This window comes from Actinomadura sp. NPDC048021 (assembly GCF_040653135.1).
In the GTDB taxonomy this organism is placed as follows: domain Bacteria; phylum Actinomycetota; class Actinomycetes; order Streptosporangiales; family Streptosporangiaceae; genus Spirillospora; species Spirillospora verrucosospora.
In genome coordinates this window covers 129,184-145,112 of record NZ_JBEZJQ010000007.1, presented here as the reverse complement: position 1 = coordinate 145,112, position 15,929 = coordinate 129,184, and the positions used below count along the sequence as shown (strand labels likewise).

15 protein-coding genes and 1 pseudogene are annotated in these 15,929 nt (G+C 73.7%); 9 read left to right on the top strand and 7 right to left on the bottom strand.

From position 1 onward, the window contains the following. Positions 1 to 231: 231 nt before the first annotated feature. Complete coding sequence (gene leuA, locus AB0C87_RS13945) at positions 232 to 1,908, top strand: 2-isopropylmalate synthase (RefSeq protein ID WP_360577851.1); 1,677 nt, start codon at positions 232 to 234, stop codon at positions 1,906 to 1,908. Here the strand turns inward: leuA and AB0C87_RS13940 are convergent. Beyond that, on the bottom strand, positions 1,895 to 2,092 hold the full coding sequence (locus tag AB0C87_RS13940) for a DUF4236 domain-containing protein (RefSeq protein WP_185025777.1): 198 nt from the start codon (positions 2,090 to 2,092) through the stop codon (positions 1,895 to 1,897). The two genes, leuA and AB0C87_RS13940, sit on opposite strands and share 14 nt — an antisense overlap. Before the next feature lie 242 nt (positions 2,093 to 2,334). On the opposite strand from AB0C87_RS13940, the gene AB0C87_RS13935 reads away from it, so the two are divergent. Further along, entirely contained in the window at positions 2,335 to 4,275 is a 1,941-nt protein-coding gene (locus AB0C87_RS13935) for a Xaa-Pro dipeptidyl-peptidase (RefSeq protein ID WP_360577705.1), read from the top strand. A 182-nt stretch (positions 4,276 to 4,457) separates the two neighbouring features. Here the strand turns inward: AB0C87_RS13935 and AB0C87_RS13930 are convergent, their stop codons facing one another. Continuing rightward, positions 4,458 to 5,540, bottom strand: coding sequence for a DNA primase small subunit domain-containing protein (locus AB0C87_RS13930; protein WP_353833892.1), 1,083 nt, complete (start codon positions 5,538 to 5,540; stop codon positions 4,458 to 4,460). 65 nt (positions 5,541 to 5,605) lie between these two features. Between AB0C87_RS13930 and msrB the strand changes: the two genes are divergently transcribed. Continuing rightward, positions 5,606 to 6,007 (top strand): peptide-methionine (R)-S-oxide reductase MsrB, encoded by a 402-nt coding sequence (msrB, locus tag AB0C87_RS13925; RefSeq protein ID WP_345177270.1) that lies wholly within the window; start codon positions 5,606 to 5,608, stop codon positions 6,005 to 6,007. 70 nt (positions 6,008 to 6,077) lie between these two features. Further along, a pseudogene (locus AB0C87_RS13920) lies at positions 6,078 to 6,701 on the top strand (TIGR04222 domain-containing membrane protein); the annotation flags it as partial. On the opposite strand, the gene AB0C87_RS13915 reads toward AB0C87_RS13920, so the two are convergent. Both AB0C87_RS13915 and AB0C87_RS13910 read right to left on the bottom strand, forming a co-directional pair. Then, positions 6,698 to 7,276, bottom strand: a complete 579-nt coding sequence (locus tag AB0C87_RS13915; protein WP_353833893.1) for a hypothetical protein — start codon at positions 7,274 to 7,276, stop codon at positions 6,698 to 6,700. The pseudogene AB0C87_RS13920 and the gene AB0C87_RS13915 sit on opposite strands and share 4 nt — an antisense overlap. Before the next feature lie 145 nt (positions 7,277 to 7,421). Continuing rightward, entirely contained in the window at positions 7,422 to 8,456 is a 1,035-nt protein-coding gene (locus AB0C87_RS13910) for an alpha/beta hydrolase-fold protein (protein ID WP_360577703.1), read from the bottom strand. Between the two features lie 71 nt (positions 8,457 to 8,527). Between AB0C87_RS13910 and AB0C87_RS13905 the strand changes: the two genes are divergently transcribed. After that, positions 8,528 to 9,058: a MarR family transcriptional regulator gene (locus tag AB0C87_RS13905; RefSeq protein ID WP_345177275.1), complete on the top strand. Its 531-nt coding sequence runs from the start codon at positions 8,528 to 8,530 to the stop codon at positions 9,056 to 9,058. A gap of 30 nt (positions 9,059 to 9,088) precedes the next feature. On the opposite strand, the gene hemQ is transcribed toward AB0C87_RS13905, so the two are convergent. Both hemQ and hemG read right to left on the bottom strand, forming a co-directional pair. After that, on the bottom strand, positions 9,089 to 9,787 hold the full coding sequence (gene hemQ / locus AB0C87_RS13900; RefSeq protein WP_345177277.1) for a hydrogen peroxide-dependent heme synthase: 699 nt from the start codon (positions 9,785 to 9,787) through the stop codon (positions 9,089 to 9,091). Next, positions 9,784 to 11,217 (bottom strand): protoporphyrinogen oxidase, encoded by a 1,434-nt coding sequence (gene hemG / locus AB0C87_RS13895; RefSeq protein WP_360577701.1) that lies wholly within the window; start codon positions 11,215 to 11,217, stop codon positions 9,784 to 9,786. Before hemG ends, hemQ begins: the two co-directional genes overlap by 4 nt. 126 nt (positions 11,218 to 11,343) lie before the next feature. Here hemG and AB0C87_RS13890 point away from each other — a divergent pair, with 126 nt between their 5' ends. Then, a complete protein-coding gene (locus tag AB0C87_RS13890; protein ID WP_360577699.1) occupies positions 11,344 to 12,459 on the top strand; it encodes a hypothetical protein in 1,116 nt (371 codons plus the stop codon). A gap of 94 nt (positions 12,460 to 12,553) precedes the next feature. Further along, positions 12,554 to 13,552, top strand: a complete 999-nt coding sequence (locus AB0C87_RS13885; protein ID WP_360577697.1) for a DUF4349 domain-containing protein — start codon at positions 12,554 to 12,556, stop codon at positions 13,550 to 13,552. Here AB0C87_RS13885 and hemE read toward each other — a convergent pair. Continuing rightward, a complete protein-coding gene (hemE, locus tag AB0C87_RS13880) occupies positions 13,549 to 14,562 on the bottom strand; it encodes a uroporphyrinogen decarboxylase (RefSeq protein ID WP_345177615.1) in 1,014 nt (337 codons plus the stop codon). The two genes, AB0C87_RS13885 and hemE, sit on opposite strands and share 4 nt — an antisense overlap. Positions 14,563 to 14,791: 229 nt before the next feature. On the opposite strand from hemE, the gene AB0C87_RS13875 reads away from it, so the two are divergent. Continuing rightward, entirely contained in the window at positions 14,792 to 15,004 is a 213-nt protein-coding gene (locus AB0C87_RS13875; RefSeq protein ID WP_345177284.1) for a hypothetical protein, read from the top strand. Positions 15,005 to 15,155: 151 nt separating this feature from the next. After that, positions 15,156 to 15,722 carry a DUF3000 domain-containing protein gene (locus AB0C87_RS13870; protein WP_345177285.1) on the top strand — a complete coding sequence of 189 codons (567 nt, stop codon included), beginning with the start codon at positions 15,156 to 15,158 and terminating at the stop codon, positions 15,720 to 15,722. Positions 15,723 to 15,929: the final 207 nt, after the last annotated feature.

Here is a 15,929-nt window from a genome sequence, read left to right as displayed (position 1 = left end):
TGGTTGGCTGGCGGCGTGTCGTGGCAGGGCCTTCTTCTCGGTCGCCGCGGCGGGGCCTGATCCTGACCGGCACCCCGCCGCGGGGTCCGGTGCTGCCGGTCGTCCGGCGATCGAACGAGGAACAGGCCCATGACCTCCCCCAGCACGCCCACGCGCTTTCCCACCCTGCGCACCCCGTCCGGCCCGGTGGCGGACGGCGCGCCCTTCTGGAACCCCCAGCGCGGCAGCTCCATGCCGTTCCACCGGTACCGGTCCGTCCACGAGCGCGTGCCGTCGCCCGTGCCGGACGTCGAGCGGACCTGGCCGTCCAGGCGCGTCGAGAGCGCGCCCCTGTGGGTGCCCGTCGACCTGCGGGACGGCAACCAGGCGCTGGCCGAGCCCATGGACACCGCCCGCAAGCGCCGCATGTTCGACCTGCTCGTGGCGATGGGCTTCAAGGAGATCGAGGTCGGCTACCCCTCGGCCAGCCGGACCGACTTCGACTTCGTCCGGCACCTGGCCGAGACCGGCGTGCCCGACGACGTGACGCCCGTCGTGTTCACGCCCGCGCGTACGGAGCTGATCGAGCGGACGTTCGCCTCCGTCGCGGGGCTGCCGAGGGCCGTCGTCCACCTGTACACGGCGACGGGGCCGGTGTGGCGCGACGTCGTGCTCGGGTCCGGCCGGGACGGGGTGCGGCGGCTGATCCTGGACGGGGCGGCCGACGTGGCGCGGCTCGCGGGGCCGGGCGTGCGGTTCGAGTTCTCCCCCGAGACCTTCAACGTCACCGAGCCCGACTACGCGCTGGAGGTGTGCGACGCGGTCACCGCGCTCTGGGACGCCTCCCCCGACCGGCCGGTGATCCTGAACCTGCCGGCCACGGTCGAGATCGCCACCCCGAACGTGTACGCCGACCAGATCGAGTACATGCACCGCAACCTGGCCAGGCGCGACGCGGTCATCCTGTCGGTCCACCCGCACAACGACCGCGGGACGGGCGTCGCGTGCGCCGAGCTGGCGCTGCTGGCCGGCGCGCAGCGGATCGAGGGCTGCCTCTTCGGCAACGGGGAGCGGACGGGCAACGTCGACCTGGTCACCCTGGCGCTGAACCTGCACGCGCAGGGCGTCGACCCTCGGATCGACTTCTCCGACATCGACGAGATCCGGCGGACGGTCGAGCACTGCAACCGGCTGCCCGTCCACGAGCGGCACCCGTACGGCGGCGACCTCGTGTACACGGCGTTCTCCGGCACCCACCAGGACGCGATCGCCAAGGGCATGGCGCGCCACGCGCGCCTCGCCGCGGAGCGGGGCGTGCCGCCGGAGCGGCTGCCGTGGGACGTGCCGTACCTGCCGGTCGACCCCGCCGACGTCGGGCGCGGGTACGAGGCGGTGATCCGGGTCAACAGCCAGTCCGGGAAGGGCGGCGTCTCCTACCTGCTGCGCACCGGGCACGGCCTCGACCTGCCGCGCCGCCTGCAGATCGAGTTCTCGCGCGTGGTGCAGCGGGCGACGGACGGCAGCGGCGAGGAGGTCACCGCGGACGAACTGTGGGAGCTGTTCCGCGCCGAGTACCTGGACCGGCCGGGACCGGTCCAGGTGACCGGGTGGCGGACCTCCCGCACGGGTCCGGGGCGGCACGACTTCACCGGCGTGGTCCGGGTCGACGGCGCCGGGCGCGAGCGCACCGGCAAGGGCAACGGCCCGCTGGACGCCCTGACCGGCGCGCTGGCCTCCGCCGGGATCGAGGTGGAGGTCCTGCGGTACGCCGAGCACTCGGCCGGGACCGGGCGCGACGCCGCGGCCGTCGCCTACGCCGAGTGCCGCGTGGACGGCGTGACCCGCTGGGGCGCGGGACGCGACACGTCCGTGCTCACCGCGTCGGTGGAGGCCGTCCTGTCCGCGGTCAACCGCGCTAAGAGCGGCTAGACGACTTCAGGGACCGCCTCCACGACAGGCCGGTTCCGGGGATGCGCAGCGTCATGTGACGGCGCCCGTCCGCCGAGCGGGTGTAGCGGGCTCCGCGCGCTCCGACGCTGTGCCCGACGCCCTTCTTGGAGAAGTTGAGGCGGAACGGGCCCATCTTCAGTGATTTCCGATAGCTCCAACCCATGGGGCGGGGATGCCCGGCCGGTGCGCCGGGCATCCCCGCGACCCTTTCCCGGACATCCGAAATCCGCAATAGGGACATTTTTGTCGAGGCAAGGGCAGGACGTGACCAAATCCGGGCGGTCTTCGTCGCGCACCGCCCTTTACCCGCGGCCCCCGGCCGGGGAGCCTGTGCCCGTCGGAGATCGTTTCCATAGACGGAGGTGCGGGTTGGCCAGGCGATCCCTGAGACGAACCCGGCGGACCATGACGGCGGCCGTGCTGACCGGCGCGGCGCTCGCCGCCGCGGGCGGCGGCGCGACGGCGCTGGCCGGGACGTCCCCCAAGATCGTGGTGAAGGACGGGGTCACCCAGCCCGTCTTCTCCTACAAGGACGCGATCCGTGAGCACGTCTACGTCGAGTCCGGCGTGGACAGCGACCGGGACGGCAAGAAGGACCGCGTCAACGTGGACATCATCCGGCCGAAGGAGACCGAGCACGGTCTGCGGGTGCCGGTGATCATGGATGAGAGCCCCTACTACGACAACGCGGGGCGCGGCAACGAGAGCGAGCGCAAGACCTACGACGCGAACGGGAACCCGGTGAAGTTCCCGCTCTACTACGACAACTACTTCGTCCCGCGCGGGTACGCGTTCCTCGCCGTGGACATGGTCGGCACGACCCGCTCCGACGGCTGCCCGGTCAGCGGCGGCCCGACCGACGTCCTCGGCGGCAAGGCCGTGGTCGACTGGCTCAACGGGCGCGCCCGCGCCTACCGGCCGGACGGCAGCCCGGTGAAGGCGACCTGGACGACCGGCCGCACCGGCATGATCGGCAAGTCCTACGACGGCACGCTCGCCAACGGCGTGGCGGCCACCGGCGTCGAGGGGCTGGAGACGATCGTCCCCATCTCGGCGATCAGCAGCTGGTACGACTACAGCCGCATGAACGGCGTGAAGTACACCGACGACGAGCAGCCGTGGCTCGCCGACTACGTCGACACCGACCCGCCCGCCAAGTGCGCGGCCGTCAACGCGGAACTGGACGAGGGCGAGGACGACGCGACCGGCAACTACAACGCCTACTGGAAGACCGCCGACTACCGGGACGGGACGATCGCGCGGGCCTCCCGCGTCCACGCGAGCGTCTTCGCCGCCCACGGCGTCAACGACCTGAACGTGAAGGACGACCACTTCGCCAAGTGGTGGAGCGCCCTCGCGCGGCGCGGCGTCCAGCGCAAGGTCTGGCTGTCGCAGCGCGGCCACGTCGACCCGTTCGACACCCGGCGGGACGCGTGGGTGGCGACCCTGCACCGGTGGTTCGACCACGAACTGCAGAAGGTGCCCAACGGCATCATGAGCGAGCCGCGCGCCGACATCGAGGTCGGACCGGACCAGTGGATCACCCAGCGGGACTGGCCGTCCCGCGACGCGCGCGGCGTCGTCCTGCGCCCCGGCGCGGACGGCTCCCTGGGCCTGAAGCCGGCCGCGGCGGGCGCGACCGCCTCCTTCACCGACGCCGCCGGCCCCGAGGGCGCGGGATACCCGGAGGAGGCGATGGTCGCCGATCCCACGGCGGCGCGGCCCTACCGGACGGCGTTCGTGTCGGCGCCCCTGCCGAAGACCGGCCGCCTGTCCGGCACCCCGGACGCCCGGCTAAGGATCAAGCTGGACAAACCGACCGCGAACCTCACCGCGCTGCTCGTCGACTACGGCGAGGACACCCGCGTGAACTACCTCGGCGCGGGCTCCGGCATCCGGACCCTGACCACCGAGGACTGCCACGGTGAGAGCACGCCCGCCGACGACGCCTGCTACCGGCAGACCGAGGTCACGACGGTCAGCTCACCGGTCAACGTCGTCGCCCGGGGGTGGCTCGACGCCCAGAACCACCGGTCGCTGAGCCGGCCCGAGCCGCTGAGGTCCGGCCGCTACTACACCGTCTCCTGGCAGACGCTCAGCCAGGAGTACCTGCTGAAGAAGGGGCACCGGCTGGCGCTCGTCCTCGCCGGGACGGACGCGGACTACAACTTCGACACGCCCACCGGCGCCCAGGTGACGGTCGACCTGCGCGGCAGCTCCGTCTCCGTCCCGGTCGTCGCGGCCGGGGAGGACGTGGAGACGCTGGTCGCCCCGCCGCGCAGCGCGACCACGTGGCGCGGCCCGTCCGAGGTCAGCCTGCCCGTCCAGGAGCGCAAGCTCTACTGATCCCCTGACACTCCGCCCCCTGCCGTGAGGCCCGCCGCCCCCGAGGCGGCGGGCCTCACGCCCGTCACGACGCGAGGCCCTCGCGGCCCCCAGCAGGTGAAGACGATCGGTCAGCCCTTCGCCGGAGGAGGAAGCCGGTGACCGGGCCCGTCAGATGCTCGGGGCCGTGCGGCGGAGATTCCCTAGTGGTTGTCGGTGTCCTTGCTGGGCTGGACGCGCTTGGGCTCCCCCGGCATCTTCGGGTAGTTCGGCGGGTACGGCATGTCGCCGAGGCCGTGGTCCTTCTCGTCGCGGTCGGCCATGTCGAGCAGGGCGTCGAGGGAGAAGGACGCGTCGTCGATCGCGGCGTGCAGGTCGCCCACCTCGGCGAAGCGGGCCGGCATCGTGGCGATGGTGAAGTCGTGCGGGTGGACGTCGGGCAGCTCGTCCCAGGTCACGGGCGCCGACACCGGCGCGTGCGGGGCCGGCCGGACGCTGTAGGCCGACGCGATCGTGCGGTCGCGCGCGTTCTGGTTGAAGTCGATGAAGACCTGCTCGCCCCGCTCCTCCTTCCACCACCGCGTGGTGACCTCGGCGGGGGCACGGCGCTCCACCTCGCGACCGAAGGCGAGGGCGGCCCGGCGGACCTCTGTGAACGTCCAGCGCGGCTCGATGCGGACGTAGATGTGCACGCCGCCCTTGCCGGACGTCTTGACGTACCCGGTGTAGCCCAGCTCCGACAGCAGGTCGCGGGCCGGGCCGAGCGCCACCCGGACGGCGTCGGAGAAGTCGGTGCCGGGCTGCGGGTCGAGGTCGATGCGCAGCTCGTCCGGATGGTCGACGTCGCCCTTGCGGACGGGCCACGGGTGGAAGGTCAGCGTCCCGAGGTTGGCCGCCCAGGCGATCACGGCGACCTCGGTCGGGCAGACCTCGTCGGCGGAGCGGCCACTGGGGAAGGCGATCCGGGCGGTCCGCACCCAGTCGGGCGCGCCCTTCGGGATGCGCTTCTGGTAGAAGGCGTCCGACTTGCCCGCGCCCATGCCCGCCTGGCCGCGGGCGTAGTCCTCGCGGGTGGCCATCCTGGCGCCCTCGAAGACCCCGGCGGGCCAGCGTTCCAGCGTCGTCGGGCGGTCGCGGGTGGCGCGCAGGATCCCCTCCCCCACGGCCAGGTAGTACTCCACGAGCTGCCGCTTGGTGTAGCCGTGCTCGGGGAAGTAGACCTTGTCGGGATTGGTCACCTTGACGAGCCGATCCCCGACCGGGATCTCGATGAAGGGCGAGGCCATAACCGCACGTTAACCCACGGGCACGACAGTCCTCCCGCGCACCCGCGCCGGGTACGGTCGAACCCATGGAGAAGATCCGCAAAAGCGAGGACGAGTGGCGGGCCCGGCTCAGCCCGGAGGAGTACCGCGTGCTGCGTGAGGCGGGCACCGAGAAGCCCTTCACCGGCGAGTACACCGACACCAAGACCGTCGGCGTGTACCGGTGCCGCGCGTGCGGGACCGAGCTGTTCCGGTCGGAGACCAAGTTCGAGAGCCACTGCGGCTGGCCGTCGTTCTTCGCGCCGTCCGACTCCGACGCGGTCACGCTGATCGAGGACCGCTCCCTCGGGATGGTCCGCACCGAGGTCCGCTGCGCGGTGTGCGACTCGCACCTCGGGCACGTCTTCCACGGCGAGGGCTACGACACCCCGACCGACGACCGGTACTGCATCAACTCGATCTCGCTCACCCTCGAACCGGCCGAATGACGCAACCTCCCCGGGCCCTGACGCGTCACATCGACGAACGCGGAAGTGACCGCCAGCCCCCCGGGGAGCCGCCGTGGACGAGTTCACCCCCTACGAGACCGCGTTGCTCTGCGGCGGGCCCACGCGCGCCGCGCAGTGCGCCCTGCTCGCCCTCTACGAACGGCGCCGCGTGCGGGTCTCGCGGGGCACGCGCCGCGTGACCGTCGTCGAGCGCGAGGCAGGCGACGGGATCCAGGCCGCGCTTCTCGACGAGGTCCCCGACACCGGCATCCAGCTCGGCCACGTCCTCGACGCGGTCGCCGAATCCGACGAGGTGGCCGCCGTCGCGGGCGGCCTGGTCGGGAGGGGCCTCCTGCGCCGGGGGTTCCGCGGCCGGCTCCGGCCGACGCGCGAGGGCAGGGCGGCCCGGCGGAGGCTCCGCGCGGACGCCGAGTCCGGCACCGCGTCCGGGCCGGGCGCGCTGAAGGGCACCGGGCCGGGCGCGGTGAGACGGCTCGCCGTGCTGGGCACGGCCGCCGTCGAGGACGCCAAGCTCCGCCAGGTCATGGAGATGGACAACCCCAAGCCGCTCGACCTGCCCTACGCCTGGGCCCTGAGCGGGGTCAACCGGAACACCGAGCAGAGCCGCCTGTCCGACACGCAGTACTCGGGCTACTACTACGACTCGAACTCCGGGGGATCCGGCAACTACTAAGGGGTCTCGGGGACCTCGCAGTCGTCCTTGTCGCTCTGCTTGTTGGCCAGGACGACGCTGCCGTTGTCGTCGCTCTTGCCGTGGACGAAGACGCGGGGCTCGTCGTCGCCGCCGTCCCTCAGGAACTGGGTCGTCCACTTGCACAGGTCGATGGCCGGCTCGGAGTTCTCGTCGGCCTCCCCGAGGTCGGTGTAGACGCGCACGAAGCTGCCGCTGCGGCGGACGTCGGTGACGTGCTTGACGACCTTCCTGCCGGGGTCCTTCGTCTCGAAGTACGGCACCGCGTCGGTGATCTCGTCGGGGTCGGCGGCGGCCGCGACGCGCTCGTTCGGGGACGGGACGGTGGCCGTGCGGGCGGCGACGGCGGCGCGGGGCGCGGGCCCCGAGCCGCCGGGCAGCGCCAGGACGGCGACGGCCGCGAGCACCGCGGCCGTCGCGGTCACCGCCCCCGCGACGCCCAGCCGGCGCCTGCGGGACTCGCGAAGGGACGCGAGCAGGCGGTGCAGGCGGGCCGAGAACTCGGACGGCGGCCGGGCGTGCCGTCCGCGGGCGTGCCGGGCGGGAGACTTGGTCACGGACGGCACTTTACTGCCGGCCGCCCCCGCCCCACGCGCGATCCGGAATAGGAACGGCGGGATCCTCGCGGAGGGACGCCGAACCCGGTCAGATTACGGGCGAGCAGGGAGTTTTCCATGGGCCCGCCGGGCCACCGGCGGCGCGTCAGCCGGCGGCCAGGCGGTGGGCGAGCCAGGCGACGGCCTGGGGCTGGCGGTACTCGACCGCGTGGTGGCCGCCGTCGAAGAGCTCGAAGAAGACGTTCTCCGGCGGCACGCCCGCCTGCTCGACGGCGTCGCGGAAGGCCAGCGCGCCGAGGTCCAGGAACCATTCGTCGCGGGTCCCCGCGTCGATCCAGATGGCCCGCATGGACCGCAGCGCCTCGGCGTGCGCGGGCGCCATCCGGACCGGGTCCCACTCCAGCCAGCGCTCCCAGATCCGCGGCCGCAGCGCCCCGGTGACCGGGTCGAAGGGCAGCAGCGGCGTGCCGTCGGCGCCGGGCGAGAAGCAGGCGGACACCCCGAGGATCTCCAGCAGCCGCATGTCCTCCTCCTTGGTGAAGGCGACCCGGGAGCGGAAGTCGTCCCACCAGGAGAAGATGTCGCCGTCGTAGGCGCGCAGATGCCGCGCGGCCCACAGGAAGTGGGGGATGTACTGGGCCTCCGACAGGGCGTCGCCGGAGTGGGTGGCGAACGCGCCGAACAGGTCGGGCCTCAGCATCGAGGTGACCATGGCGCCCAGGCCCCCGCTCGACTTCCCCGCGATGGCGCGGTGGTCGCGGGCGGCGAGCGTCCGGTAGCGGGCGTCCACCCAGGGGACGATCTCCTCGCACAGGTAGGAGTGGTACCGGCCCGTCCCGGTCGAGTCGACGTACTGGCTTCCGCCGTAGGCCGTCCAGGCGTCCACGAACACCATGATCATGGGCGGCGCCGCGCCCCGCGCGAACAGCTCGTCGACGGCGACCGGCACGGGCCTGCGGTAGGCGGTGGGCGCCTTGCTCCAGGCCTCCAGCCTTCCGGTGAAGCCCAGCAGCATGTAGACGGCCGGGTAGCGGCGCCCGGGCTCGTCGTCGTAGCCGGGGGGCGTGTAGACCCACAGCGGCCTGCGGTGCGGGTCTCCCAGCGGGTTGCCGCGAAGCAGTTCGCTGTCGACGGTGTGCTCGTCGAGCCTGCCGGCGAAGTCTTCTGGCCATGGGGACATGCGGCCTCCTGATCTCGGGGCCGCCGAAATTACTACGGAATCATAATATTTGCAATGATAATATTCCGCCGGTGAAGGACACGGCGACGGACTCGATCGACCGGCACATCGCCCACTGGACCAGCGAGCTGCCCGACCTCGACCCCCACATCGAAGGCGCGGTGACCCGCATGCAGGTCCTCGTGCGGTTCCTGCGGCAGGACAAGGAGGCCGGGCTCGCCGAGCACGGCCTCGAAGGGTGGGAGTACGACATCCTGTGGCGGCTGCGCTCGGTCGGGCCGCCCTACCGGGCCGCCCCGACCTGGCTGGCCGAGGCCCTGGGCACCCACCCGGCCACGCTCACCGGCAGGCTGAACCGGCTCGAGAAGGACGGGTACGTCGTGCGCGCACCCGACCCCGCCGACCGCCGGCGCCTCCTGGTCCATCTGACGGACCAGGGGCACCGGGCCTGGCAGGACACGATCGGAGCGTCGGCGGCCACGGAGCACGCCCTGCTGGGCGTGCTCACGGACGCCGAGCGGGAGCAGCTCGCCGACCTGCTGCGCAGAGTCGTCCTCGCCGTGGAGGACGGCGGGCCGGACCTGATGCCGCCCGCCACCTGACGGGCGGCCGGAACGGCCCGGCGGCGGACGCTAGGCCAGCCCGGCGACCAGCTCGGCGACCGGCTTGCGGCGACCCGTGTAGAAGGGCACCTCCTCGCGGGTGTGCAGGCGCGCCTTCGCCCCCCGCAGGTGCCGCATCAGGTCGACGATGCGGTGCAGCTCGTCGGCCTCGAACGCCAGCATCCACTCGTAGTCGCCGAGCGCGAACGCCGACACCGTGTTGGCCCGGACGTCGGGGTAGTCGCGCGCCATCAGGCCGTGCTCGGAGAGCATCGCGCGGCGCTCGTCGTCCGGCAGCAGGTACCACTCGTAGGAGCGGACGAACGGGTACACGCACACGTAGGCGCGGGGCTCCTCGTCGGCGAGGAACGCGGGGATGTGGCTCTTGTTGAACTCCGCCGGGCGGTGCAGTGCCATCTGCGACCACACCGGCTCGCTCGCACGGCCCAGCGCCGTCCGCCGGAACCGCGTGTAGACCTCCTGCAGGTCGTCGGACGTGGGCGCGTGCCACCAGAACATGTAGTCGGCGTCCGCCCGCAGGCCCGCGACGTCGTAGGCGCCGCGCGTGGTGACGTCCTTCTGGGCGGCCTGGTCGAGGAGGTCCTGCACCTCCGCCGCCGCCTGCTCGCCCACGGTCCCCGGCTTCGCGACCCGGAACACCGACCACATGGTGTAGCGGATCACGTTGTTGAGTTCGCGCGCCTTCGGCTTGCCCTGCTGCTCCGTCATGGTCCAACTCCTTCTCGACTGCGCAAATGGTCCAGGACGCGGAGCGCCGCCGCGCGCGCGGAGGCGATGCACGCGGGGATGCCGAGGCCGTCGTAGGCGGCGCCCGCGACGGCCAGCCCCGGCGCTCCGGCGACCGCGGCCCGGACCTTGGCCACGCGGTCGGCGTGGCCCACGTTGTACTGCGGGAGGCCGCCGCCCCACCGGGTCACCCGGCTCTCGACCGGAAGCTCGGTGACGCCGCACGTCGCGGCGAGCTCGGCCATGGCGGTCGCGACGAGCTCCTCGTCGGCCCGCTGGAGCAGGTGCTCCTCGCCGTACCGGCCGATGGAGCAGCGCACCGCGACGACGCCCGGGTCGCGGTCGCGCAGGTGCGGCCACTTCAGCGAGCTGAACGTGACGGCCTTGACCCCCCGGCCGCCGCGGGCCGTGTCGCTCTCCACGTTCGGGACGAGGTAGCCGCTGCCCTCCGGAAGCCGCGGGAACGCGGTCGCCCGGTAGGCGAGCGTGATGATCGCCATACTGGCGTGCTCGATGCCGCCGAGCTCCCGCGCGGCGGCGGGGACGTCCGGCTCCAGCAGGCGGGACGCCGGGGCCGCCGGGACCGCGACCACCACCGCGTCGGCGTCGAGGTACTCGGGGTCGCGGGCGGACCCGACGGTGAGGCGCCAGCCGTCCTCGCGGCGGCGCAGCTCGCGGACCGTGGCGCCGGTCCTGACCGTCCCGCCCGCCTCGGCGATGTCGGCGGCGACCAGGTGCGGGAGCGTGCCGAGCCCGTCCGGCAGCGTGGCGAACACCGGGCCCGGGTCCTTCGGCGCGGCGTCCCGGATCCCCTGGACGGCGTGGATCAGCGACCGGTGGGACCGCGCGGCGGCGGCGACGGCGGGCAGCGTGGACTCGAAGGACAGCAGCTCGGCCCGTCCCGCGTACACGCCGCCGAGCAGCGGCTCCACGAGCCGGTCGACGACCTCGCCGCCGAGGCGGGCGCCGATGTAGCCGGCGACGGACACGTCCCCGCCGCGCGGCGTCTCCGGCAGCACGAGGTCCAGCGGGACGCGCGCGAGCCCGGCCGGCGACAGCACGTGCGCGGCGGCCAGCGCCTTCAGGTCGGACGGGACGCCCATCACCTGGCCGGACGGGATGGGCCGCAGCGCGCCGCGGCTGAGGATCGCCGAGGAGGTGGTGCCGGGGTTCACGAGTTCGCCGGAGCGGCCGAGGTCGCGCACCAGGTCCAGGCCCTCGGGGCGGCGTGCGAGCATCGACTCGGCGCCCTCGTCCACCGGGATCCCGGCGATCTCGCTGACCCGCAGCTTTCCGCCGATCCGGGAGGCGCCCTCCAGGACGGTCACCCGGACGCCCTCCCGGACGAGCACGCGCGCGGCGGCGAGGCCCGCGATGCCGCCCCCGACGACAACGGCATGGGACGTGGTCATGCCTCCAGCCTTCCAGACGCCTCGCCGGATCGCGCACCGGGGCGGGCCCGGCGCCGCGCCCGGGCGCCGGATTCTTGTCACGGAGATGACAAGATCTCAAAACCATGCCAGTGAATACTGGCGAACATGATGCCTCGGAAGACCTCCACCCTCCTCACGGCCGCCCTCACGGCGGCGGCGCTCGCGGCCGGCGGGCTCGCGTCCCCCGCGTCGGGCGCGGCCCGCGGCGAGTTCACGCCGGTCGCGCTGCCGTTCTTCTGGCCGAACAACAGCCTCTACGACGTGGACGCCGCCTCGGCCGACAGCGTCTGGATCGCCGGGAACCAGGGCGAACTCGTGATCCCCGGACCGATCCCGGGAACCGGGCAGAGCATCCCCGGAAACCCCGTCGTCCGGCGCTGGAAGGACGCCCGCTGGGTCGAGTACGACCTCCAGAACCTGTCCAGCCGCGGCACCATCACCGACGTCGACGCGGCCGGTCCCGAGGACGTGTGGATCACCGGCCCGAAGTACGGCTCCGGCGGCACGGCGCCGGAGCCGTACGCGGCGCGCTTCACCGGCTCGCGGTTCGAGCAGGTGGCGCTGCCGCCCGGCGCCGTCGGCGCGAACCTCCAGGCGAGGGCCGACGGCGTGTGGGTCGCCACCGCCGGCGCCGTCTACCGCCGGACGGGCGACACCTGGACGCGCGTCACCGCGATCCCGGACATGCAGCAGAACGCGTCCTACATCCGGGCGGACGACGACATCTGGTTCCTCGGCACCGTCTCCGCCGCCGACCAGACGCTCACCGCACGCCACTGGGACGGGCACTCCTGGCAGAGCGTCCCGGTGCACGAGCCCGTCCCCGGGACGGGCTTCACCGACATGATCGCCCTCTCCCCCACCGACGCCTGGGCCACCGGCATCAGCTACCGCACCTCCCCGGCCTCGCCCGTCCTGATGCACTGGGACGGCACGGCCTGGACGGGCGTCACTCCGCCCCCCGGCCTCAACGCGCTCACCCGGATCGTCCGGGGCGGGGACGGGACGCTGTGGGCGATCGGGCACTCGCTCGACGAGCCCGCCAAGCCCGGCCTGCTCCGCTACGACGGCGGGGCCTGGGAGCGCGTCCCGACCACCGCCGTGCCGAACCGGAGCAACGTCTACGCGACCGCGCTCGCCGTCGTCCCCGGCACCGGCGCCCTGTGGACGCTCGGGTCCGTGAACGTCGGCGGGCCGGTCGTCCTCACCGACGGCCCTTGATCACCGGCGGCCCGTGACCGCCGCGTGCCCGCTTCGTTCCCGGATCGCGACCGGCCCCGGGGAACGGTGATCCGCCGCACTCCGTCCAAGCCCCATGCGGATCGTCAGGAGCATCACCTGCGCACTGCTCGTCCTGCCGCTGGCGGCGGGCATGGCCGCGTGCGGAGGCGGCGGCGGCCAGTCCTCCGGAGCGTCGGACACCGCCCCCCGCGGCGTGGCCACGGCGCCGGCCCTCCCGAGCAGCGGCGCCCAGCGCGCCGAGGGCGTCCCGCAGAGCGGGACCGCGAAACGGCCGGAGAAGCCCCTGCCCACCGGGCGCGAGGTCGTCCAGACCGCCGACCTGCGGGTGCGGGCCAAGGACGTGGAGGCCGCCGCCGCCAAGGCCAAGCAGCTGGTCGCCGCGGCGGGCGGCTACGTCGAGCGGGAGTCGACGTCGAGCGACCCGGCCCGCTCGGAGATCGCGCTCAAGATCCCGAGTGACCGGTACGCCGAGGTGCTGGGCCGGCTCGGCGCCGACCTCGGCACCAAGCTGTCGCTCGGCCAGCAGGCCGAGGACGTGACCGGCGAGGTGGCCGACGTCGACGCGCGGGTGCGGTCCGCGAAGGCCACGCTGGAGTCGTTCCGCAAGCTGCTCGGCCGGGCGGGCTCCGTCGGCGAGATCATGAGCATCGAGCAGGAGATCTCCGAGCGGGAGGCCGACCTGGAGGCGCTCCAGGCGCGCCAGAAGTCGCTCGCCCACCGCACGCAGTTCGCGACCGTGACCGTGACCCTGGTGAGCAGGACCTCGCCGCCCGAGAGGGACGAGCCCCGCGGCGGCTTCGTCGGCGGGCTGGAGAACGGCTGGCACGCGTTCACCGCGTTCGTCGGCGGCGTCGCCGCCGTGCTGGGCTGGCTGCTGCCGTTCCTCGTCGCGGCGGCCGTGATCGGGCTGCCGGCGCTGGCCCTGCGCCGCCGGAGGCGCGCCCGGTCCGCGGCCCGCGACGCCGACTCCGCACCGGCCTCGGAGCAAACGCCGGAGCCGGAGCCGGAGAACGCGAAGGCCGCCGTCGGCGCGGGCGAGGAGCCCCCGCAGGGGCCGCCGCCGCCCGCCTAGCGCGGGTCCTCGGCGCTCGCCTCGTGGACGAGGTCGGCGAGGCGGGCGAGCACGTCCGGGTCCATGGACGGCAGGACGCCGTGGCCGAGGTTGAAGATGTGCCCCTCGGCGGTGCGGCCGCGGGCCAGCACGTCGCGGGCGCGGCGCTCCACGATCTCCCACGGGGCGAAGAGGACCGCCGGGTCGAGGTTGCCCTGCAGGGCCTTGCCCGGCTCGACGCGGCCGACGGCCTCGTCCAGCGGCACCCGCCAGTCGACGCCGACGACGTCGGCCCCGGCCTCGCCCATCAGGCCGAGCAGCTCGCCCGTCCCGACGCCGAAGTGGATGCGCGGGACGCCGAGCGGCTCGATCTCGGCGAAGATGCGGCGGGCGTGCGGCAGGACGGACTCGCGGTAGTCCTCCGCGGCGACCGCGCCCACCCACGAGTCGAAGACCTGCACGGCGCTCGCACCGGCCGCGATCTGCACCTTCAGGAAGGCGATCGTGAGGTCGGCCAGCCGCTCCATCAGCCGGTTCCACAGCCGCGGCTCGCCGTACATCATGGCCTTGGTGCGCTCTTGGTTCTTGGACGGGCCGCCCTCGATCAGGTACGAGGCGAGCGTGAACGGGCCCCCCGCGAACCCGATGAGCGGCGTCGCGCCCAGCTCTCCGACCAGGCCCTCCACGCCCTCGGTCACGTACGGGACGTCGTCGGGCGAGAGGGGGCGCAGCACGTCCAGGCCCGCGGCGTCGCGGATGGGATCGGCGATGACCGGGCCGACGCCGGGCTTGATGTCGAGGTCGACGCCGACCGCCCGGAGCGGCACCATGATGTCGCTGTAGAAGATCGCCGCGTCGACCGCGTACCGGCGCACCGGCTGCATCGTGATCTCCACGATCATGTCCGGGCGGGTGCACGACTCCAGCATCGGGACGCCCTCGCGGACCCGCAGGTACTCCGGCAGGGAGCGCCCCGCCTGGCGCATGAACCACACCGGCGTGTGCGGCACCGGACGGCGCCGGCAGGCCAGCAGGAAGGGGCTCTCGGCGAGGCCGCCGTTGTCAGGCGTCCGCGCGGAGTGGTCGTTCGAACGGGCTGCGTCAGCGGTCACGTTGCGATGGTCCCACGAAACGCCGACGGGAGAGCACCGGAGTGGCGCGTGAGGCGCAACGAACTTCCGGACACGCCGAGCGAAGTCCCGCATTCTGTCACCGGCGCGTGCGAACGTGATGCGTGTCATAGCCGAGGGAGGTTCCCCCTTGTACTGCTTCACCTGCGGTGATGAACGGGTGTTCGAGCAGCCGCCGTGCGAGGACGGGCACGGCGAGGAGTGCCCCGAGCGAGCCTGCGCCGACTGCGGCTCGGCCGTCCTGGTCGGCCTGCCGCCCGCCGCCACCGCCCCGGCCCGCCCCCGGGCCTCCGAGACCGCCCGGGCGCGCGGCGACGCCGCCACCGCGCGGGCCGTGGCCTGACCGGCCCGGCCCCCGAGACGAAACCCGTGCCGTGCCTGCCTCCCCTCCACGTCCTCCCGCCGCCCCCCGCGGCGCCGCCCCGCCCCGCCGCCACCGGCCCGAGCCGGGGCCCGGCGACCCGTCCCTCCCCCGCGATCAGGCCGGTCCGCCCATGAACCCACCCGCCTTCCAGCGGGCCGTCGACACGCTGCGCGAGATCCTCGACGGGCCCGCCCTCCGGCCGGAGCTCGACCTTGAGGACATGCCCGCCCCGCAGAGCCTCGCGCCCTACGCGGCGGCCATGTCCGGCAGCGTCTACCGCGACGACGACACCGAGGTCGCCATGGGCCGCCTCATCGTGCTGTACGACCCCGAGGGCCGCTCCGGATGGACGAACGGCTTCCGCGTCGTCGCCTACATCCGCGCCGACCTGGAGCCCGACATCGCCGCCGACGAGCTGATCGGCTCCGTCGCGTGGGACTGGCTGCTGGAGGCCCTGGAGCCCGCCGGCTACGCGGGGGTGTCGGGGACGATCACCCGCGCGGTGTCGGAGAGCTTCGGCGACAAGAGCGACGAGCCCTCCACCACGGAGCTGGAGCTGCGCGCCTCGTGGTCCCCGACGGGCGACGACCTCGCCGGTCACGTGCTGGCCTGGTGCGAGGTGATGTGCACCACGGCGGGGCTTCCGCCCACCGGTGTGACCGCCCTGCCGGACCGGCCGGGCGGCGGGGGCGGCTGAGCGACGTACGGTAGGGGGCGTGAGCACAGCGTCCGAAACCGAGGCGGCGGGGGAGAACACGGAAGAAGTGGGAGTGTCCGAAACGCGCGCCACCGGCCCCGAACGGGGCGCCGGTGCGGAGAAGACGGCGGCGACCCCTCCCGGGAGCGTTCCCGGTCCGGCCGGGCCGGGCCCCGGCCCGGCGGGCGCGGAGGCCGACACCGGTCC